An 18,898-nucleotide genomic window follows, 5' to 3' on the forward strand; every position below is an offset into this window, starting at 1 on the left:
CGGCCCCCCCCGTCAGGCCCCCCGTCAGCCGATCAGAGGCGTTCTGAGAAAGCCCCGAATGCTGGCCGTTGGAGCGCAATGCAAGGCGTTGCGGCTTCCGGGCCCCAACGACATCCATGCCCGTCGGTGAGGTCAGCTTCCAGGCCCGCCTCGGCTGATCGTCGGATCTGATCCGCATCAGTTGCCCGCGAGGACTTGTTTGCTAATTTGGCGAATATAGGCAAATTTCTGTCCCGGGACGAAAGGATGAGCTTGATGAGCAAACCAGCCAAAACCGAAAGCGAACTGATCGCAATGGCGAGGGCCGAGTTGAAGGTTCACGCCGACTGCCCCGATGGAATGGCAATTTCCATCGTACGCGATGGCAACTCCTGGGAGTTTCGAGCCAGTGCGGATCAGGCCACTTCCGATCGTCCCGGCTATCCCGAATGTGTCGCCATGCTGGTCCAGATCGGCGATCACCTCAGTAAGCAGTATGACATCGAGGGTTAGACCGGCCTCGACGCTTCGAACATGCGCGTAGCGACTTCAGAACACGTATTCGATCACCATCGTCAGACCACCTGTGAACGCCATCACGACAAGCAGCGGAACTGCCGTTTCAATGAACGGCAGTGCCATCCATCGGTGCGGCTGCCCGTGACGAGGCAGGAAGAACCACAGAAGCGCAATTGACAAGACAACAAGCAGTGCGCCGATCATGAATGGCCCCCATAGCGACTGAAGCATGTTCGGCTGCTGACCCTAACCCAGCTTGCACGGAGCTTCCGAAGGCCGCGAATTTCGGATTATGCGATGATCTACTCTTGCCACTGTTTTGCCCGACGAGTCAAATGGCTCCGTTGCCCGCAGGATCCGTAGAGCGGCGTGTTCGCGCAATCCCGGAGGGCGAAGGCGGAAACGAACCCCATCGCCGGGGGGGCCCGGAGGGTTGTGGGTCGTGCACTTGATGATGCAGCTCTGGCTCTCGACAACGCGGCACTTGGCCCGGCTCCGCGATCGTCGCCTGATTGCGCTGATTTGTCCCGACGCATCAGACCGTTGGCAGCATCCACAGAGCGTCTTGCCCTGACCCCTGGTCTACTGTGCATGGGGTTGTTTTTCATATTTTGAGTCTGGAACCTCCAAAGCTGCGACAGCAGCGCCCCGCAGCCTTCGCTCCGGGGCGCTGCGTGCGACAGGTGTCGCGATCAGCTCTGCGACCGCCGCGCCATGAAGATGTCGTAGCCGACCTCGGCGACCTGGAACCAGGCGTAGCCGTCGCTGGAGAATTTCGCGAGGGAGTCGTGGACCTTCTTGAAGTTGGCGTTGGTCGCGCCGACTTCCGCATGCAGCTCCTTGGCCGCCTTGTAGCAGGCCTCCATGATCGAGGGCGAGAAGGCATGCAGCTTGGCACCGCCCGCGAGCAGCTTCCTCAGCGCCAGCGGATTGGCCGTATCGTAGCGCGCCATCATGTAGTTGTTGGCGTAGTGACCGGCCTGCTCCAGCACGCTCTGGTAATATTTCGGCAGCGCATTCCATTTGTCGAGATTGACGAAGGCGAGCAGCATCGGCCCGCCTTCCCACCAGCCGGGATAGTAATAATGCGGCGCGATCTTGTAGAAGCCGAGCTTCTCGTCGTCATAGGGGCCGACCCATTCGGCGGCGTCGATGGTGCCCTTCTCCAGCGCCGGATAGATGTCGCCGCCGGCAAGCTGCTGCGGCACCACGCCGAGCTTCTGGAGCACGCGGCCGGCGAAGCCGCCAATGCGGAATTTCATCCCGCTGAGATCCTCGGGCGTGTTGACCTCTTTCCTGAACCAGCCGCCCATCTGGCATCCGGTGTTGCCGGCGAGCAGCGAGACGACGTTGTAGCTCTTGTAGAACTCGTTGAGGACTTCGCGCCCACCACCCTGCATATACCAGGCCTGGTTGATGCGCATGTTGGGACCGAACGGCACGGCCGAGCCGAAGGTGAAAGTCGGATCCTTGCCGAAATAATAGTAGGACGCGGTGTGGCCGATCTCGCAGGTGGCGTTCTGCACGGCATCCAGCACCTGGAGGCCCGGCACGATCTCGCCGGCCGCGAAGATCTGGATCTGGAATTTGTTGTCGGTGGCTTCCGCCACCATCTTGCACATCATCTCGGCGCCGCCAAAGAGCGTGTCGAGCGATTTCGGCCAGCTCGTCGGCATGCGCCATTTGATTTCCGGCATCGACTGCGCGATCGCGGGAGCCGCGAGCGTGGCGACGCCGGCCGCACCGAGTCCTGTGACCTTGATGAAGTCTCTTCTCTTCATGATTTCCTGCCCTGATGGATCGAAACTGTGGAGCCTTCTTGCCGAGGCTTGGAGACAGCATGACGCAAGGCCCAACGGAATTCCATCGTCATCGCACTGCGGCAGAGAAAAAGCCTGGCCTCCTCTGGAGGCGCGAGTCTTGCGGCGTGCGACTTAAGGCGTAGCGCTTGGATCATCATCAGCCACGGGTGCGCGGGCGGATCAGGAACTGTCGGGGGCGGGGCAGTCCGTTCACAATCGCAGAGTTCGTAGCGCGTGATCCGAGGCTCCGGTTTCGGAGCCTGAAGCACGTCGCGGGCGCGTCAGCAGATTTTCTGGAAGCGCGGCCGCCAGCGCGGCAGCTCGACCCGCGGCAGCACGTACCTTTTGCCCTCGGCCGAGATCGTCAGCGGCTGCCCGGAGTCCAGAAGATCGAAGACGCGATTTTCCAGCGCGCGCCATTTGTCTTCGGCAAGCTCGGGATAGTCGAGGTCCGGCTGGTTGAACATTGTGGTGTTCGGCGGGAAGGACTCGGGACCGGCGTAGGTGAAGCCGGCGAAATCCATCTGCGTCTTGCCGTTGGCGATCGTGATGGAGGCCTTGGTGTGGTCCTGTTTCGGCGCTTCCCCCGGATAGACCGCATCCATCTCGAAATGCGCGCCGCAGCCGATGCGAAATACTGTCTTGCCCCTGGTGTCGTAATAGCCGAGGTACGGCCGATCCTGGCGATCGATCTCGAATTTCCAGGCACCCTTCCAAATATCTTTCGACATACCGCCGGCCGCCGATGCCGCGGACAACCCGAGCCACGTTACAGCGACAACGATTCCAAGCAGCCTTGCATGCGTCATCATGGCAAGCCCCCAACGCGATCCGCGATCATGCTAACATAAGAATGGATATCGGCCGACCTAGCCGGCAAGGGCTCGGCCGATGTTGGGCCGCTCACGCTTGGCGCTTCTAGGCCGCCCTGGTGGGTCACTAGTGCATTCGGGGACCCGCACCGGCAGAGGCGTCTTCAGCAACTCGCCGCCGAAGAGGTCGTGAATCAGCAGCGAGGCGACGTTGCATTGTCCTGCCGCTGGATTGTACGAGGTCCATTGGCTGGCGGTCGACAACGACCATGACCTGCGCAGCGCGCGTTGAACGTCATCGGGATCGAAGCTCATCGTCAGTCCCAGCGATCGGCGCCGCGCCAATTTCGGATTATGCGATTGTTGCTTTTTGACACTGTTTTGCCCGACGCAACGGGTTCAATCGCGAATTCTCATTGACTGTCGTCGGCTCCGACTGCGAATGGATGAGCGCACGTTCGCGGTATTGGAGAGGTCCATGGCGTCCAATTTTTCGACGATCGGCCTGCCGGTCGCATCAAGTCAGGACCTGACCGAGCTCGCAAATCGTATCGGCCCGCTTGCGGAACGGATGGACGCTCCGGGTGGCGCCTACTTTCGCTGGTCGGATCCGAGCGGTGCGGAAATTTGGCTTCAGGTCAACGAGAACGACGATCTGGTCGGGATGAACCCCCATTACGCCGGCCGTTCGGCGGTTCGGGTCGGCTTGACCTCTCGGCGTGCCTCGGCTGGTCCGAGCAGGCTGGATGGCTCCTTCCACGGCTGGGCCGCCCCCGTGGATGAGGCCGATAGCGGGAGCTACCCGTTTGTTTTCGATGCGCCCGACTATCGATTGCATGAGCGGTTGTCTCTGCCGTCACACAAAGACGTTCAGATTGCGGCATTCGCTCGCGAGATCGCAGCGTTCGAGACAGTCGCAGCCTTCGACGCGAGCCAGACGGGCGATCTCAAATATGCATCGCAGTCGTTCATCCCCTCCGGACTGTTCACGCCAGATGGCGATTCCCGCGTCCCTCCGCAGGCGCGGGCGATCTTCACCGGTCACGTGCTTGCCGCGGACGAGAAGATCAATACGCAGACAGGCCACGTGTTCTACTGGGCCCTCGTCGAAACATACGGTGGAGCCTATGACGTGGTGATCGATTCGAGTCTGCTCCCTCGCGCGCCCATCGTCGGCGGGATCGTCTCAGGTTCGTTCTGGCTATCCGGCCGGATCATTGCTGGAACCAAAAGCGATCATCACTAAGCGACCGACGGCCTGACCGGCCCAAAACGTTGTCAGCACCTTCGCCGTCACGCCGAAATTCTGATTATCCGATGATCGATTAATACCACTGTTTTGCCCGACGGGTCAAAGGGCTTTTGCCGGTCGATGCATAGAGCGACTTGAAGCGGCAGAGTGGGCCCAACTCTATCCGCTCGTCATTGCGAGCGCAGCGAAGCAATCCAGAATCTTTCCGCAGAGGGACTCTGGATTGCTTCGCTGCGCTCGCAATGACGATGTGGAAGCAGACGCGCGCCACACGCCGATGCCATACCGAACGCTAAATGCCAGGCGAATTCGCGGCGCTGACCCGGCCTGCGCGATGATTGCTCGGTCCCACCGATTTGCTCCGACGCATCAAGCTGTTGGCCGCATCCACCAGCTAACGGGCCCTCACCCCGTTTCTACTGTGCATGGGGTTGTTTTCCATTTTTTTTGTTTGGCACTGCCCTCGGCACAGAAAAAGCCCGGCCTCGCGAACGAGGCCGGGCCATTCAGTCTGACAGCTTGGTCGGCGATCAGCCGCGGGTGCGCGAGCGGATCATGAAGCTGTCGTAGGTGTATTCGGCGACCTGCCACCACAGATATTCGTCGGAGCGGTAGGCCTGCATGGCATCGATCGACTTCTTGAAGTCGGCGTTCTTGGCCGAGATCTCCGCCCACAATTCGTTGGTCGCCTTGAGACAGGCTTCCAGCACCTCGTTGGTGAACGGACGCAGCTGGGTGCCGCCGGCAACCAGTCGCTTCAGCGCAGCCGGGTTCTGCATGTCGTAGCGCGCGGCCATCCAGCTGTTGGCGTTGGCCATCGCGTTGGTGAGGATCGCCTGGTAGTTCTTCGGCAGCGCATTCCACTTGTCGAGGTTGGTGAAGGCGTGCACCATCGGGCCGCCTTCCCAGAAGCCCGGATAGTAGTAGTACTTGGCGACCTTGGCGAAGCCGAGCTTCTCGTCATCGTAGGGGCCGACCCATTCGGCGCCGTCGATGGTGCCCTTCTCCAGCGCCGGATAGATGTCGCCGCCGGCGAGTTGCTGCGGCACCACACCGACCCTCTGAAGCACCTGGCCGGCGATGCCGCCGATGCGCATCTTCAGGCCGGAGAGATCGGCAACGGTCTTGATCTCCTTGCGGAACCAGCCGCCCATCTGGGCGCCGGTGTTGCCGCAGGCGAAGCCGATCACGTTCGACTTCTTGAAGAACTCGGTGCCGAGCTCCATGCCGCCGCCCTGGTACCACCAGGAGTTCTGCTGGCGCGCGTTGAGGCCGAAGGGCACCGAGGCGTAGATCGCAAAGGTCGGGTCCTTGCCGACATAGTAGTACGAGACGGTGTGGCACATCTCGACCGTACCGTTCGAGGTCGCGTCGAGCGCCTGGAGGCCGGGCACGATTTCGCCGGCGGCGAACACCTGGATCTGGAACTTGTTGTCAGTCATCTCGGCGACGTACTTCGCCACCTGCTCGCCGGCGCCATAGATGGTGTCGAGCGACTTCGGGAAGCTCGACGTCAGGCGCCACTTGATCTCGGGCGAGGATTGCGCGATCGCCGGCGAGGCCACCGCGGCGGTCGCCGCCGCGCCTGCTGCCGACACTTTCAGGAAATCACGACGCTTCATCTTCAGGTCTCTCCTTGCTGGGGCGTTTCCCCGAACTTCCTCTTTGCCGCCGCTCATTCCGGCGACGCGATTGGCCCGCGTCGAACCGAAGGGGCTTGACTGCCGTGGGCGTTTAACACGGAAGCCCCGCCTGCGGAACGCGACATTGGCATGACGGGGCTCTACGAAAGTCGCATGTCCCCAATCGATTGGCCTCGTCTCGCTCAGGCCGCCGCGATGGCGCCCTTGAGCTGGTCCCGGACCTGGCCCGCAATGGCGCGGTAGATCGCCGCATGGGGGCCGTCCGGCTCGCTGTCGACGACGGGATTGCCGGCGTCCGAGGTGGCGCGAATCGCCATGTGCAGGGGGATCTCGCCCAGGAACGGGACCCCGAGCTTCTCGGCCTCGTGGCGCGCCCCGCCATGGCCGAAGATGTCGGATTTCGTGCCGCAATGCGGGCACTGGAAGTAGCTCATGTTCTCGACGATGCCGAGCACGGGCACGTTGACCTTCCGGAACATCGCAAGCCCCCGCCGCGCGTCGATCAGCGACAGGTCCTGCGGGGTCGAGACGATCACGGCGCCCTTCAGGGGCACGTTCTGCGCCAGCGTGAGCTGGGCATCGCCGGTGCCCGGCGGCATGTCGACGACGAGCACGTCGAGCTGGCCCCACGCGACGTCGCGCAGCATCTGCGTCACCGCCGACATCACCATCGGACCGCGCCAGATCATCGCGGTCTCTTCCTCCACCAGGAAGCCGATCGACATGATCGCGAGGCCGAAGCGCCGGAGCGGAATCATCTTGCGCTCGTCGTTGAGCTCCGGCTTGTCGTGCAGGCCCGTCAGCCGCGGCACCGAGGGGCCGTAAATGTCCGCATCCAGCAGCCCGACCTTGAGGCCGAGGTCGCGCAGGCCCAGCGCCAGATTGAGCGCGGTGGTCGACTTGCCGACGCCGCCCTTGCCGGAGGCGACCGCGATCACCGCAGCGACGCCCGGAATCTCGGATTGCCGCGCCATCGGCGATTGGCCGCCCTGCGGCGGCTTGTGGGCATGGACCGGCTGCACGCCCGGCGTGCCGCGGCTTGGCGTGGGCGGCGGAGGAGGTGCAGAGCCCGGTTTGCGCTCGGCGGTCAGCGCCACCATCACGGTGGTGACGCCGGGAATGGCGCGCACGGCGGCCTCGGCCTCCACCCGGACGGACTCCCAGGCCCGCGCCTCCGCGGCGTCGACATTGATCGAGAAGAACACCTTGCCGTCAGAGGCGCTGATCGCGCTCAGCACATTGGCATTGGCGAGCGCGACCCCGCGCGGCGATTTGATCCGGGCGAGGCTGTCGAGAACCTGTTGCTGCGTCACGCTCAAAGCGCATCTCCATGAGTCCAAGATGTGCCCCATTAGAGCGGAAACGCCCAAAAGGCTACTGCCTGCCGATATCGTCAGCCATCTCGGCGGGCGCCGCCCCCTGCTCCCTGGCCGCCTCGTAGTTCAGCTCGATCATCACCCCGTTGGGGTCGTGCACAAAGATCTGCCAGAGGTCGCCGCCGGGCACCTGGCGGGAGTCGAATTTCATCCCTTTGGACGTCAGTCGCTGCTTCATGCCGTCAAAACCGCGGCTGACAAAGGCGACGTGATGGACAACGCCGGAATCCGGCTTTTGTGGCTCCGGGGTCGGAGAAATATCGACGAGGTGCACCACCGGCCTGCCCTCGCTGTACATCCAGGCGCCCGGGAAGGCGAAATTCGGCCGGGCGCCGTTTTCCAGGCCCAGCACGTCCTCGTAGAAGCGGACTGTCTCGGCCAGATTCCGGGTCCGGATGTTGAAATGATCGAGGACGCCAACGCTCACGCCGCCCATGCTTTCGCTCCCTTTTTTTGAAGTCCTTAAGTCCCGCCATCCTAGCACAGGGGGCCGCCAAACGAAGCCGTTGCCCTCCCGGCCTAACGGTTTATGGTGCGCCTCCGATCCGCCCTCGCGGCGGAAGTTCCAGGACGCCGATTTGGCGCCCCTCGCCCGGCAAGAACCGTAAAACCCAAACTACGGACAAGGTACCACACATGGCTAAAGTCGCTTTCCTCGGTCTCGGCGTCATGGGCTTCCCCATGGCCGGACACCTCGTGAAAAAAGGGGGCCACGAGGTCACCGTCTACAACCGCACCGCGGCCAAGGCGAAGGAATGGGCAGACAAGTTCGGCGGCAAGACCGCGGCGACCCCGAAGGCCGCCGCCGAGGGCCAGGATTTCGTGATGTGCTGCGTCGGCAACGACAATGACCTGCGCGCGGTCACGATCGGCCCCGATGGTGCCTTCGCCGGCATGAAGAAGGGCGCGACCTTCGTCGACCACACCACCGCCTCCGCCGAGGTCGCGCGCGAGCTCGACGCGGCCGCCACCAAGGCCGGCTTCAAGTTCGTCGACGCGCCGGTCTCCGGCGGCCAGGCCGGCGCCGAGAACGGCGTGCTGACGGTGATGTGCGGCGGCGCGCAGGATGCCTATGCCGGCGCCGAGCCGGTCATCGCGGCCTATGCGCGGATGTGCAAATTGCTGGGGCCCGCCGGCTCCGGCCAGCTGACGAAAATGGTCAACCAGATCTGCATCGCGGGCCTGGTCCAGGGCCTCTCCGAGGGCATCCATTTCGCCAAGAAGTCGGGCCTCGACGTCGCCGCCGTGATCGACACCATCTCCAAGGGCGCGGCACAGTCCTGGCAGATGGAGAACCGCTACAAGACCATGAACGAGGACAAATACGATTTCGGCTTCGCGGTCGAATGGATGCGCAAGGACCTCTCGATCTGCATCGCGGAGGCCCGCCGCAACGGCGCCAATTTGCCGGTGACCGCGCTGGTCGACCAGTTCTACGCCGAAGTCGAGAAGATGGGCGGCAAACGCTGGGATACGTCCAGCCTGCTTGCACGCCTCAACCGCTGACACCTGACGACCTTGCTGATCGCGATCACCGCCATCTTCGTCCTCGCCTATGCGGCGATCGCGCTTGAGCACCCGCTTCGCGTCAACAAGAGCGCCTCCGCGCTGCTCGGCGCGGGGCTGCTGTGGACCATCTATGCGGTTGCGACCGGCGACCACGCGCTGGTCGGCCGCCAGCTCGACGAGTCCGTCGGCTCCACCGCGCAGATCGTGTTCTTCCTGATCGGCGCCATGACCATCGTCGAGGTGATCGACGCCCATGACGGTTTCGAGGTCATCACCTCGCTGATCCGCACCACGAGCCAGGTGGCGCTGATCTGGCTGATCGGCTTCGTGACGTTCTTCCTGAGCGCGATCCTGGACAATCTGACGACCACCATCGTCATGATCTCGCTGATCCAGAAGCTGATCGCCCGTCGCGACGACCGCCTGCTGTTCGCCTCCCTCATCGTCATCGCCGCCAACGCGGGCGGCGCGTGGACCGTGATCGGCGACGTCACCACGACCATGCTGTGGATCGGCGGGCAGATCTCGCCGCTGAAGATCATGAGCGCGGTGTTCCTGCCCTCGCTCCTCAATCTGCTCGTGCCGCTCGTCTTCATCAGCTTCTCGCTCAAGGGCAAGACCATCGCACCGCCGTCGAAGGACACCGGGCTGCTGGTCGTCGACCGGTTCGAGCGCAACCTGATGTTCTATCTCGGGCTCGGCACCCTGATCGCGGTGCCCGCGTTCAAGGCGGTGACGCATCTGGCGCCCTTCATGGGCATCCTGTTCGGGCTCGGCGTGCTCTGGCTGGTCGGCGAGATCGTGCACCGCCACAAGGACGAGCATGTGCGCCAGCCCCTCACGCTGGTGCACGCGCTGGCACGGATCGACATGAGCTCGATCGTGTTCTTCGTCGGCATCCTGCTCGCGGTCGCCTGCCTCGAGCACGCCGGCCTGCTCTCGATGCTGGCGCGCTGGCTGGATACCGCGATCGGCCGCCAGGACGTCATCGTCGTCGTCCTCGGCCTGCTCAGCGCCATCATCGACAACGTGCCGCTGGTCGCCGCGACCATGGGCATGTACGACCTCGCGCATTATCCGCCGGACAGCTTCATCTGGGAGTTCATCGCCTATTGCGCCGGCACCGGCGGCTCGATCCTGATCATCGGCTCGGCCGCGGGGGTTGCCGCGATGGGGCTCGAGCGCATCGAGTTCCTCTGGTACGCCCGCCGCATCGCCGGCCCCGCGCTCGCCGGCTATCTGGCCGGTGCGGTGGTGTACATCGCCCAGCACGCGGCGCTGCATTGAGCAGCTCAGGCCGGGTCCAGATTAACGCCCGGTTAACGTAATTCTTTAGCTCCTTAAGTCAGCTCTTAAGGATTTCTTGCCAGAGATAGACAATGCAGAAGGCCCGCGTCCGGCGTGGGCAGGAATCGTGTTGCTTGATGAGTAACCCCGCTGAAAAGCCTGAGGTTGTGCAGCTTCCGGCCGAGCCGGTAAGCGCTCCATCGGCGAGCAGCCGAAGGGCTGCGGCGCAGCGGGTGCGCGAGGCGCGCGATAAGTTAACGTCGACCAGTGGAACCCGGCCGGCCTTCGACGCCGAGATGCTGCGCCAATATGCCCAGACGCGGCTGTCGGCCTCCTATGTCGTGATGCTGCTGGTGGTCGCGACCGGCGTGCTGTTCGGACTGTGGATGCAGCCGATCCCTGCCGCGGCCTGGACCGCCGGCATGCTCTGCATCCACGGCGCGATGGTCCGCAGCTGCCGGCGCTTCCTGACCGAGCCCGCCTCGCCCACCGCGACGCGCGCCTGGCGGACGCGCTTCGTCGTGCTCGACCTGCTCTATGGCCTGTGCTGGATGGCGATCCTGATCCATCCCGTGCTCGACATGGTCACGGAAACACTGATGATGTTCCTGATGCTGCTGGTGATCGCAGTATCGAGCATGCTCGCCGCCAATCTGCCGATCGCCGCCCTTGCCGCCACCGCGCCGGTCGCAGTCGCCATGGCATTGAGCTTTGCGGTGACCGGCTCGCTGGACAATTACATCCTGGCCGCGCTCGCGCTCGGCGCCGAAGGCTATTTCGTGCTGCTGGCGCATCGGCTGCATTCCTCGACCTTCGCCACGCTCGAGGCGCGCGCCGAGAAGGACGCGCTGATCGGCGAGCTCGAGCAGGCCAAGGCGATCTCCGACGAAGCGCGCCACCGCGCCGAATCCGCCAATGTCGCCAAGTCGCGCTTCCTCGCGCAGATGAGCCACGAGCTGCGCACGCCGCTGAACGCCATCCTCGGCTTCTCCGAGGTCATGAAGAGCGAGATTTTTGGCGCGCACGCGGTGCCGGTCTACAAGGAGTACTCGGCCGACATCCACAATTCCGGCGTGCACCTGCTCAATCTCATCAACGAGATTCTCGATCTGTCGCGGATCGAGGCGGGCCGCTATGAGCTGAACGAGGAAGCCGTGTCGCTGGTCGGCATCGTCGCCGACTGTCACCATTTGATGAAGCTGCGCGCATCGAGCCGCGGCATCACCATCCACGAGGTGTTCGAGCAGGCCATGCCGCGGCTCTGGGCCGACGAGCGCGCGATCCGCCAGGTCGTGCTCAACCTGCTCTCCAACTCGATCAAGTTCACGCCGCAAGGCGGCGAGATCTGGCTCAAGGCCGGCTGGACCGCTTCGGGCGGACAATATCTCTCGGTGAAGGATACCGGCTCAGGCATCCCCGAGGACGAGATTCCGGTCGTGCTCGCTTCCTTCGGCCAGGGCTCCAACTCGATCAAATCGGCCGAACAGGGCGCGGGCCTTGGCCTGCCCATCGCCAAGAACCTGATCGACCTGCATGGCGGCACGTTCACGCTGAAATCGAAACTGCGCATCGGCACCGAGGTGATCGTCACCTTCCCGCCGGAGCGCGTGATGAGCGCGCTGGCGCCGCTGTCGGATGATTCTCCGCCGCTCCAGCCGGAGGGCTCCGTCATGCCTGACGAGAAGCGCCGGCCGCGCCACAAGCCAATCATGAGCGCAGGCACGGGGTCTTAACGATATGCTTGCAGAAATGCCCGACGATCCCTCACTATACCCGGATGAGCAAAGAAACGCCGTGCGTCGCCGTCTGCATGATCGATCCCAAGACCAAGCTGTGCTTCGGCTGCGGCCGCACCTTGCCGGAGATCGCGCGCTGGCACGCCATGGAAAGCGCGGAACGGCTCTCGGTCATGGCGCTGCTGCCGGCGCGCATGGCGGAGGCCGGACTTGCGCCGATCGCGGGATCGCAGAAACGCGCCTGACCGGCCCGCGCGCATATGGAGGTGCGCGATGATCCGCTTCCTGCTCGTTCTCGTCATGCTCGCCGGCACCGCAGGTGCCGTCGTCGCCTATGGCGATCCCGATCAGATCGCGCGCGCGAGCAACAAGGTCTCGCACATCTTCCGCGCCCAGACCGTCGCGCCGGCCCCCGCCGTGCAGATCCACCGCGGACAGGGCGGCGAATTCGCGCTGCGCGCGAAGATCAACGGCGTCGCCGCACCGATGGTGATCGACACCGGTGCGACCTCCGTGGTGCTGACCTGGGAAACCGCAAAGGCGATCGGGCTGCCGCTCGAGATGCTCGAATACGACGTCGACCTGGAGACCGCGGGCGGCCACACCAAGGCCGCCCGGCTGACGCTCGACCGCCTTGCCGTCGGCCACCTCGTCGAGAAATCGGTGCCAGCCCTCGTCGTGCAGCGCGGACAGATGAAGACCAATCTGCTCGGCATGAGCTTCCTCGACCGCCTGGAGAGCTGGGGCGTGCGCGCCGACAAGCTGATGCTCACCGGCTATCCGGAGCTCCAGAGCAGCCCCCGCCGCTCGCGGATGGCGGTCGATTAGGGCACGTGGCGGCGGGACGCGCCATCCACTCGGCCGCAGTCTGATAACGCGGCGCGGCCGCTTCTTGAGCACTATCGCTGCGAACGCTCTTCGAAGATGTAGCCGAGGAAGTTCATCAGCACCTGCGCCGCTAGAATGCCCGTTACGCCGGCAGGATCGTAGGCGGGGGCGACCTCGACGAGGTCGATCCCGACGACCTCGCCTCGCTTCGCGAGGCCCTGAAGAATCTCCATCACCTCGTAGTATTGAAAGCCCCCATGGCTCGGCGTTCCGGTTCCCGGTGCGATCGAGGGATCGAAGCCGTCGATGTCGATCGTCACATAATAGCGGGCGCCGTTCGGAATCCGGTCCAGGACGCCCTCGGCGCCGAGCGTGCGTGCCTGGCGGACCGAGAGGATGGTGGAGCCGCGCGCGCGGGCATCCTCATAGCCTTCGCGGGCGGTCGAAGACACGTTGCGGATGCCGATCTGGGTCAAGCCCGTGACATGGGCCTGCTCGGCCGCGCGGCGCATTGGATTGCCATGTCCCTCGCGCACGCCATGCCTCACGTCCACGAAATCGAGATGAGCATCGATCTGGACGATATGGATCGGGCCATGCCCGCTGAAGGCCCTGACGCAGGGAATGTTGACGGCGTGGTCGCCGCCAAGGACGACGGGCAGCGCGCCCCGTTCGAGGATCTTGCGGACCGCCGCTTCGGCATTGGCATGGCTCCTGGACGTATCGGTATGGACGATGTCGGCGTCCCCGACGTCAACGATGCGCACCTTGTCGAGCGGCAGATAGGTGACGTCATCCTCGTGATCATAGGCGCCGCCATGGCCGAAGGAGAAAAGGGTCGAGGCTTCGCGGATGGCGCGCGGCCCGAACCTCGCGCCCGAGCGGTATTGCGTACCCATGTCGAAGGGCACCCCGAGCACCGCGACATCGGCGTCGAGCCTGTCCCACTCAAGACAGACGGGTCGCTTGCCGAAGGTGCAATGCCCGACAAATGGCAGATCAAGTCTGCCGTCTTCATACCCGTGTGCCATGTTTCCTCCGATCGGCGATTGTCCGCATCGGCAGAAGCAGATTCCGTTCCAGTTGGTATGAAGAATCCGCCGTAGCGATCGGCACCATCTATCAGTGCGCGATCAAGCGATGGCACGCTCGATGCATGGGCCCTAAACCGCCGCCGCTGGGCCTTGAGCAGGAGACGGAGTCCGGAGACGACACACATGATCGCCAATCCCGTCCGCTGGCCCAACGGCGCGAAGTGCGCCTGCTGCCTGACATTCGACATGGATGCCGACAGCCTGATCCATGTCGAGCATCCCGGTGACGGTAATCAGCGCGTCTCGGGCATCTCCATGCTGCGCTATGGGCCGACCGTCGCGGTCCCGCGCATCGTCGAGACCTATCGGCAGCTTGGAATCCGGCAGACCTTCTTCGTTCCGGCCTGGTGCATCGAGCAATATCCCGTCGCCATCGAGGCGATGCTCGCCGGCGGCCATGAGATCGGGCATCACAGCTATATTCACGAGAACCCGCTCGATCAGACACAGGAAGAGGAGGCCTATTGGCTCGATCTCGGTATCGACATCATCCGCAAGGCGACGGGACAGGCGCCACGCGGTTGGCGGGCGCCCCTCTACAATTTCTCGCATCGCTCGCTCGACCTGCTGCTGGCGAGAGGCTTCACCTATGATGCTTCGCTGATGGGCGATGACGTGCCCTATGTCATCAAGAGCAGGGCGAACAGCGGCGAGCTGATCGAGCTGCCGACGCATTGGGGGCTCGACGACTGGCCACAATATGTCCAGTCCTTCGACCTCGACTATTTCATGCCGATACGCAGCCCCAGTAACGGCTTTGCGGCTTTCCTCGAGGAATTCGAGGCGGCCTATGCCTATGGCGGGTTGTGGATACCGACGCTGCACCCCTTCGCAACGGGACGGCTCGCGCGTTGGCACGTGTTCGCCGGCTTCCTCGAGCGGACGGTCGCGCAAGGCGACGTCTGGTTTGCACCGATGGAAGAGATCGCCGCGCATGTCCGGCGCGAGATCGACGAGGGGCGCTACCTGCCCCGCGTCGAGCTCCTTCCGCAATATCCAGAACCAATCGGCCGGATCTTTCCGCGACGCCCGCGATAGATCGCGGAGTGTGGCATTTGCGCCATTTACAAACCGCCTAGTCGGTTTATAACCATCGCGTTCCCGGATCGGGGTTGGACACAGGCGCTGCGCCCAGAGGGACGCGGCAAGTGGGAGATTGAAAATCATGACTGCAAGATCCGCCTTACGCCGCGCGATGCGCGCCCTGCCCTTCGCGGCGGCATTCGCCGCAGGCAGCGCCAGCGCTGCGGACCTGTCGCCGCGCTATGCAGCGCCCGCCTCCGCCTATACGGCACCGCAGCCGGTGTATTCGTGGACGGGTCTCTATGCGGGCTTCAACGCCGGCTATGCCGAGAGCGGCGACGACGCCTTCAACAATCTCGTCGGCACGAGCGGCGGCAAGGTCAAGGGCGCCGTCGGCGGCGTGCAGATCGGCTACAACTACCAGCTCTCGCCGATGTTCGTGGTCGGCATCGAGAACGACTTCGAAGGCGGAGACATCAAGAACCACGACGCGCTCAACAGCGCCGCGGTCAGCCTGCCCTGGTACATGACCGGCCGCGCCCGCGCCGGTATCGCGACGATGGATTCACGTCTTCTGTTCTTCGGGACCGCCGGTCTTGCCGCCGGCGAATTGAAGGACGGGCCGATCAACAAGATGAAGATGGGCTGGACGGCGGGCGGCGGCGTCGAATGGGCGTTCCTGCCGAAATGGTCGGCCAAGGCCGAATATCTCTACACCGAGTTCAAGCACGACGACCTGCCGGACTGGAACGCTGCGAAATTCCATACCTTCCGCGTCGGCGTGAACTATCACTTCGACCTGTTCCGCTGAGACCGACCGACGAGGAGCCGGATGTTGCGATCCGGCTCTTCACGTGGCGGCAGTCAGGCGGCCGCCTCGACCGGCGCACGCACACCGACGCGCGCGATCGCATCGCGCAGCACGTCGAGACCGGCGCCCGGCTTTCCCCCCTGCTCGGCAAGATGGCGGCGGAAGGCGCGCGCGCCGGGCACGGCGTGGAATGCGCCGACAAAATGCCGTGTGATGGCGTGCAGGCGTGTGCCGCGCGCGAGCTGCGCCTCGATATAAGGCATCATCGCTTCGAGCGCGTCCTGCATGGTCGCATGCGGCGCCGCCTTGCCGAAGATATCGGAATCGACGGAGAGCAGCCGCCATGGATCCTGATAGGCGGCGCGGCCGAGCATCACGCCATCGACGTGTTCGAGATGCGCTTTCGCCTCGTCGATGCCTGGGATGCCGCCATTGATGATGACGGGCACATCAGGCATCGCGCGCTTGAGCCGATAGACGCGCTCGTAGTCGAGCGGCGGGATATCGCGGTTCTCCTTCGGTGACAGGCCGTTGAGCCAGGCTTTCCGGGCATGCACGATCAGCGCATCGCACCCCGCTGCGACCACCGCGCGCGCAAGCGTATCGAGCGCCGCTTCAGGGTCCTGGTCGTCGATCCCGATGCGGCATTTCACCGTGACAGGAACGCCGACCGCCTGCTTCATCGCATCGACACACCTCGCCACCAGCTCCGGCTCCGCCATGAGACAGGCGCCAAAGCGGCCATCCTTCACGCGATCGGACGGGCAACCGACATTGAGATTGATCTCGTCATAGCCGAACGCCTCGCCGATCCGCGCCGCCTGCGCGAGCTCGCGCGGATCCGAGCCGCCAAGCTGAAGCGCCACCGGGTGCTCCGACGCATCGAACCCGAGCAGCCGCTCCCGGTCGCCATGGATGACGGCGCCAGTGGTCAGCATCTCCGTATAGAGCAGCGCTCGCCGCGTGAGATGACGGTGGAACACCCGGCAATGCCGGTCGGTCCAGTCCATCATGGGTGCCACGGAAAAGCGGTGGTCTAAGCCATTCATCTCATTGATCTTTTGTGCCTCAAGTCGATCCTATAAGGGATTGGACGAACTGCCAAATCTGGCCCGAGCGACCCTGTTTATGCCTGCTTTTCCAGGATCATATTCGCCTCCATTCGAAGCCAAATCGTCGCATCTGCATTCTCAGTGCACACATGGTGCACACGAACGCCCGAGTGCACATGGCCTTCATTCAATCGCATTCCGATTCTCCGGCCGCAGCTTTTCGTTGGAAACATTCTGTCGCCAATTCACATTCAGCGTGAGCCACATGATGAAACGCCGAGAACGACTCATATTCAACCAAAATAAAAATTAGCTTCGGCAACGAAATCTACGCTGATCAAACGTACCGATGATTAGTTCACACGCGGCGCAGCGTCGGCGTAGTTCCGGAAACAACTCAATAGAATGTGAACAATGTGACCACGTTGGCTCACGCTTCAAGGCCGTGTGATTGATTTTCGTTACGTCGGCTGCTTCAGCACATTGCATCGGCACCTCCGACGCTGCGACTATTTGCATGCCCGAATCGAATGGAGAAGAGAATACTGGGTCCGGTAATTGCGGCCATTCCTTACGGTGACAATAAATAGAAATGGCACTGGGCAGGCGCAGCTCATGACGTTGGCGCGGGTCAGGTCATCCCCGCATTGCTGAAGGATATGGACCAGGGTTTGCGCCGATATATAGGCGTAAACGATGTTGGAGTCGTGCTTGTTCTCGCCCGGCAGGTATTTGTCGAGAACTGCGACGAACTTCTTCTGAATACGCGCTTAGAAGGCCACGGGTACGTTGAATTTGAGACGGCAATCGCCCTGCGTCTCGAGTACGCCGGCCGACCCGAACGACACGATGGCGAGCGGCGCATAGTGATGCTCGATACCGTGTGGCGAAAGAGCCCTGGGGCGGCCGTGCTCTTGCGGCCACATCGCGCCGGTAGCGACGCGCGCCGGGATCAACCAGTAATCGCCGGGCCGGTAGATATTGGCGGGGTTTGACTTGTGAAATTGAATCCGCAGGCCGTTCTCCAGCGAAAGCCAGTTGTTGTTGCCTTCACCCTCCTTCAGAACCACGGCCCCATCGCGCAGTTCGAGTCCGCCGCGCTTGGCGTCTCCCGCCTTGTGGTCCCAGCGCCGCATCAGATGGGGCCGGTGCGAAAGATTGCCGTGTCGTGGCGTACCGTCCAGCGTGATCTGGCGGCGGGATGCATCGACCTTTTGAATCTGCCACAGCCGGCCCGGCGCCTTGCCGTACCCAGCCGCATCGTCGATCTCGACCCAGTCACCAGTGCGCAGGCCGAAGCGCCTATCCCGGCCCGACGTATCAAGCGTGACTATACTGTCCTCGATCGCGGCAATCCGAAAGATAACCGAAGCATTTTCGCGCGAAACCTTGAACGTCGCCCCCGACGCGCCGCCACCGGCCACGCCGCCATGATGGATCTCCACGCGGTAGAGCTGATTGTGCGGTCCGCGGTAGCCTGCCTCCTGATGCCGGTGATCGCGCTCGGCACTCTCGGCCGTCTCGGAAACGCCCACCTTGAGGCGCCCCCGGTGCTCCGGCTGCCAGGCATGCGTGATCCTTGACCAGTGCTCCTTGACCTTGTTGCAATCGCCGCTGCCATAGATGCTCTTATCCAGCTCCGCGATCCGAACACGCCAAGTGACCCGGGCGCGCAGACTGGTATCTATTCCGTTGAGCGCCGGCTCGCCGATCGTTTCATCCTCGATCGAGGTGACCGGTCTTTCCCAGACATCGAGATAAATAAGGTAAGGCACGTTCCGCTTGGGCGCGAGCAGGCTCTCGTCATGCTCCAGATGAGCGGAATAGGCCAGATAATGCTTGATTTCGCACAGGATGCCATCGACATAGTAACGCCCGGGGCTGAGCAGGAATTCGCCGGGGTCCTTGAAAAGCGCTTGCAACTCCTCCCGTTCATGCGCCGACACCGCATTGGCCATCACCTCGCGCGTGACGACACCGAAGCCGCATCGATCGTACGGGCCGGCATAAGGTCCAACCAGATCAGTCAGCATGGTTCGCCAGTAATGCCAGAAGATGGCGACCTGTTCGTTCAGATCGGCATCAAGCTGCGGGCGCCCCTGCTGCATGAGAACCCGCGTGAAGCCCTTTTCCGGCCCGAAACTGTCACGAGTAAAATCTCCCGTCATGATACCC

19 protein-coding genes are annotated in these 18,898 nt (G+C 63.3%); 9 read left to right on the forward strand and 10 right to left on the reverse strand.

Annotated features, from left to right (window positions below):
* Nucleotides 1-255: 255 nt before the first annotated feature.
* A complete protein-coding gene (locus BM118_RS06965) occupies nt 256-492 on the forward strand; it encodes a hypothetical protein (protein ID WP_177234067.1) in 237 nt (78 codons plus the stop codon).
* 36 nt (nt 493-528) lie between these two features.
* Here BM118_RS06965 and BM118_RS41250 read toward each other — a convergent pair whose 3' ends face one another.
* From BM118_RS41250 to BM118_RS42735, 4 genes are all read right to left on the reverse strand, one after another.
* Nucleotides 529-702, reverse strand: a complete 174-nt coding sequence (locus BM118_RS41250) for a hypothetical protein (RefSeq protein WP_177234068.1) — start codon at nt 700-702, stop codon at nt 529-531.
* A gap of 488 nt (nt 703-1,190) precedes the next feature.
* Nucleotides 1,191-2,279 (reverse strand): TRAP transporter substrate-binding protein, encoded by a 1,089-nt coding sequence (locus BM118_RS06975; protein WP_092183419.1) that lies wholly within the window; start codon nt 2,277-2,279, stop codon nt 1,191-1,193.
* Between the two features lie 302 nt (nt 2,280-2,581).
* Entirely contained in the window at nt 2,582-3,031 is a 450-nt protein-coding gene (locus BM118_RS06980) for a hypothetical protein (protein ID WP_244550069.1), read from the reverse strand.
* A gap of 138 nt (nt 3,032-3,169) precedes the next feature.
* Nucleotides 3,170-3,427: a YunG family protein gene (locus BM118_RS42735; RefSeq protein WP_092183423.1), complete on the reverse strand. Its 258-nt coding sequence runs from the start codon at nt 3,425-3,427 to the stop codon at nt 3,170-3,172.
* 163 nt (nt 3,428-3,590) lie between these two features.
* Between BM118_RS42735 and BM118_RS06990 the strand changes: the two genes are divergently transcribed.
* The gene (locus BM118_RS06990; RefSeq protein ID WP_092183425.1) at nt 3,591-4,358 is read left to right on the forward strand and encodes a hypothetical protein; all 768 of its coding nucleotides are present in this window, start codon (nt 3,591-3,593) and stop codon (nt 4,356-4,358) included.
* A gap of 536 nt (nt 4,359-4,894) precedes the next feature.
* Here the strand turns inward: BM118_RS06990 and BM118_RS06995 are convergent.
* From BM118_RS06995 to BM118_RS07005, 3 genes are all read right to left on the reverse strand, one after another.
* Nucleotides 4,895-5,986, reverse strand: coding sequence for a TRAP transporter substrate-binding protein (locus BM118_RS06995; RefSeq protein WP_027544552.1), 1,092 nt, complete (start codon nt 5,984-5,986; stop codon nt 4,895-4,897).
* Between the two features lie 203 nt (nt 5,987-6,189).
* Nucleotides 6,190-7,326 (reverse strand): Mrp/NBP35 family ATP-binding protein, encoded by a 1,137-nt coding sequence (locus tag BM118_RS07000; RefSeq protein WP_177234069.1) that lies wholly within the window; start codon nt 7,324-7,326, stop codon nt 6,190-6,192.
* A 55-nt stretch (nt 7,327-7,381) separates the two neighbouring features.
* Entirely contained in the window at nt 7,382-7,819 is a 438-nt protein-coding gene (locus tag BM118_RS07005) for a VOC family protein (RefSeq protein WP_092183429.1), read from the reverse strand.
* 200 nt (nt 7,820-8,019) lie between these two features.
* Between BM118_RS07005 and BM118_RS07010 the strand changes: the two genes are divergently transcribed.
* From BM118_RS07010 to BM118_RS07030, 5 genes are all read left to right on the forward strand, one after another.
* Nucleotides 8,020-8,889 (forward strand): NAD(P)-dependent oxidoreductase, encoded by an 870-nt coding sequence (locus tag BM118_RS07010; RefSeq protein WP_092183431.1) that lies wholly within the window; start codon nt 8,020-8,022, stop codon nt 8,887-8,889.
* 12 nt (nt 8,890-8,901) lie between these two features.
* Complete coding sequence (nhaD, locus tag BM118_RS07015; protein WP_092183433.1) at nt 8,902-10,179, forward strand: sodium:proton antiporter NhaD; 1,278 nt, start codon at nt 8,902-8,904, stop codon at nt 10,177-10,179.
* Between the two features lie 137 nt (nt 10,180-10,316).
* Nucleotides 10,317-11,912 carry a sensor histidine kinase gene (locus tag BM118_RS07020; protein ID WP_177234070.1) on the forward strand — a complete coding sequence of 532 codons (1,596 nt, stop codon included), beginning with the start codon at nt 10,317-10,319 and terminating at the stop codon, nt 11,910-11,912.
* 44 nt (nt 11,913-11,956) lie between these two features.
* Nucleotides 11,957-12,160 carry a DUF1289 domain-containing protein gene (locus tag BM118_RS07025; RefSeq protein WP_027544558.1) on the forward strand — a complete coding sequence of 68 codons (204 nt, stop codon included), beginning with the start codon at nt 11,957-11,959 and terminating at the stop codon, nt 12,158-12,160.
* Nucleotides 12,161-12,188: 28 nt separating this feature from the next.
* A complete protein-coding gene (locus BM118_RS07030) occupies nt 12,189-12,743 on the forward strand; it encodes a TIGR02281 family clan AA aspartic protease (RefSeq protein WP_092183437.1) in 555 nt (184 codons plus the stop codon).
* 71 nt (nt 12,744-12,814) lie between these two features.
* On the opposite strand, the gene speB is transcribed toward BM118_RS07030, so the two are convergent.
* Nucleotides 12,815-13,774: an agmatinase gene (gene speB, locus BM118_RS07035; protein WP_092183439.1), complete on the reverse strand. Its 960-nt coding sequence runs from the start codon at nt 13,772-13,774 to the stop codon at nt 12,815-12,817.
* A gap of 186 nt (nt 13,775-13,960) precedes the next feature.
* Here speB and BM118_RS07040 point away from each other — a divergent pair, with 186 nt between their 5' ends.
* Complete coding sequence (locus BM118_RS07040) at nt 13,961-14,875, forward strand: polysaccharide deacetylase family protein (RefSeq protein WP_092183441.1); 915 nt, start codon at nt 13,961-13,963, stop codon at nt 14,873-14,875.
* Nucleotides 14,876-15,002: 127 nt separating this feature from the next.
* Nucleotides 15,003-15,671, forward strand: a complete 669-nt coding sequence (locus BM118_RS07045; protein ID WP_177234071.1) for an outer membrane protein — start codon at nt 15,003-15,005, stop codon at nt 15,669-15,671.
* Nucleotides 15,672-15,724: 53 nt separating this feature from the next.
* Here the strand turns inward: BM118_RS07045 and dusA are convergent, their stop codons facing one another.
* Both dusA and BM118_RS07055 read right to left on the reverse strand, forming a co-directional pair.
* Nucleotides 15,725-16,720: a tRNA dihydrouridine(20/20a) synthase DusA gene (gene dusA / locus BM118_RS07050; protein ID WP_092183443.1), complete on the reverse strand. Its 996-nt coding sequence runs from the start codon at nt 16,718-16,720 to the stop codon at nt 15,725-15,727.
* A 773-nt stretch (nt 16,721-17,493) separates the two neighbouring features.
* The gene (locus tag BM118_RS07055; protein ID WP_143099430.1) at nt 17,494-18,891 is read right to left on the reverse strand and encodes a DUF6519 domain-containing protein; all 1,398 of its coding nucleotides are present in this window, start codon (nt 18,889-18,891) and stop codon (nt 17,494-17,496) included.
* Nucleotides 18,892-18,898 lie beyond the last annotated feature (7 nt).

The sequence above is a fragment of the Bradyrhizobium sp. cf659 genome (assembly GCF_900113725.1).
Classification (GTDB): domain Bacteria; phylum Pseudomonadota; class Alphaproteobacteria; order Rhizobiales; family Xanthobacteraceae; genus Bradyrhizobium.

Excerpts from the sequence above, each read along its gene's own strand:
- BM118_RS41250 (WP_177234068.1), bottom strand. The coding sequence starts at position 702 with ATGATCGGCGCACTGCTTGTTGTCTTGTCAATTGCGCTTCTGTGGTTC.
- BM118_RS06965 (WP_177234067.1), top strand. The coding sequence starts at position 256 with ATGAGCAAACCAGCCAAAACCGAAAGCGAACTGATCGCAATGGCGAGG.
- speB (WP_092183439.1), bottom strand. The coding sequence starts at position 13,774 with ATGGCACACGGGTATGAAGACGGCAGACTTGATCTGCCATTTGTCGGG.
- BM118_RS07010 (WP_092183431.1), top strand. The coding sequence starts at position 8,020 with ATGGCTAAAGTCGCTTTCCTCGGTCTCGGCGTCATGGGCTTCCCCATG.
- BM118_RS07030 (WP_092183437.1), top strand. The coding sequence starts at position 12,189 with ATGATCCGCTTCCTGCTCGTTCTCGTCATGCTCGCCGGCACCGCAGGT.
- BM118_RS07025 (WP_027544558.1), top strand. The coding sequence starts at position 11,957 with ATGAGCAAAGAAACGCCGTGCGTCGCCGTCTGCATGATCGATCCCAAG.
- BM118_RS07045 (WP_177234071.1), top strand. The coding sequence starts at position 15,003 with ATGACTGCAAGATCCGCCTTACGCCGCGCGATGCGCGCCCTGCCCTTC.
- BM118_RS07005 (WP_092183429.1), bottom strand. The coding sequence starts at position 7,819 with ATGGGCGGCGTGAGCGTTGGCGTCCTCGATCATTTCAACATCCGGACC.
- BM118_RS06990 (WP_092183425.1), top strand. The coding sequence starts at position 3,591 with ATGGCGTCCAATTTTTCGACGATCGGCCTGCCGGTCGCATCAAGTCAG.
- BM118_RS06975 (WP_092183419.1), bottom strand. The coding sequence starts at position 2,279 with ATGAAGAGAAGAGACTTCATCAAGGTCACAGGACTCGGTGCGGCCGGC.
- BM118_RS06980 (WP_244550069.1), bottom strand. The coding sequence starts at position 3,031 with ATGTCGAAAGATATTTGGAAGGGTGCCTGGAAATTCGAGATCGATCGC.
- BM118_RS07055 (WP_143099430.1), bottom strand. The coding sequence starts at position 18,891 with ATGACGGGAGATTTTACTCGTGACAGTTTCGGGCCGGAAAAGGGCTTC.
- BM118_RS42735 (WP_092183423.1), bottom strand. The coding sequence starts at position 3,427 with ATGAGCTTCGATCCCGATGACGTTCAACGCGCGCTGCGCAGGTCATGG.
- BM118_RS07040 (WP_092183441.1), top strand. The coding sequence starts at position 13,961 with ATGATCGCCAATCCCGTCCGCTGGCCCAACGGCGCGAAGTGCGCCTGC.
- BM118_RS07020 (WP_177234070.1), top strand. The coding sequence starts at position 10,317 with ATGAGTAACCCCGCTGAAAAGCCTGAGGTTGTGCAGCTTCCGGCCGAG.
- BM118_RS06995 (WP_027544552.1), bottom strand. The coding sequence starts at position 5,986 with ATGAAGCGTCGTGATTTCCTGAAAGTGTCGGCAGCAGGCGCGGCGGCG.
- dusA (WP_092183443.1), bottom strand. The coding sequence starts at position 16,720 with ATGAATGGCTTAGACCACCGCTTTTCCGTGGCACCCATGATGGACTGG.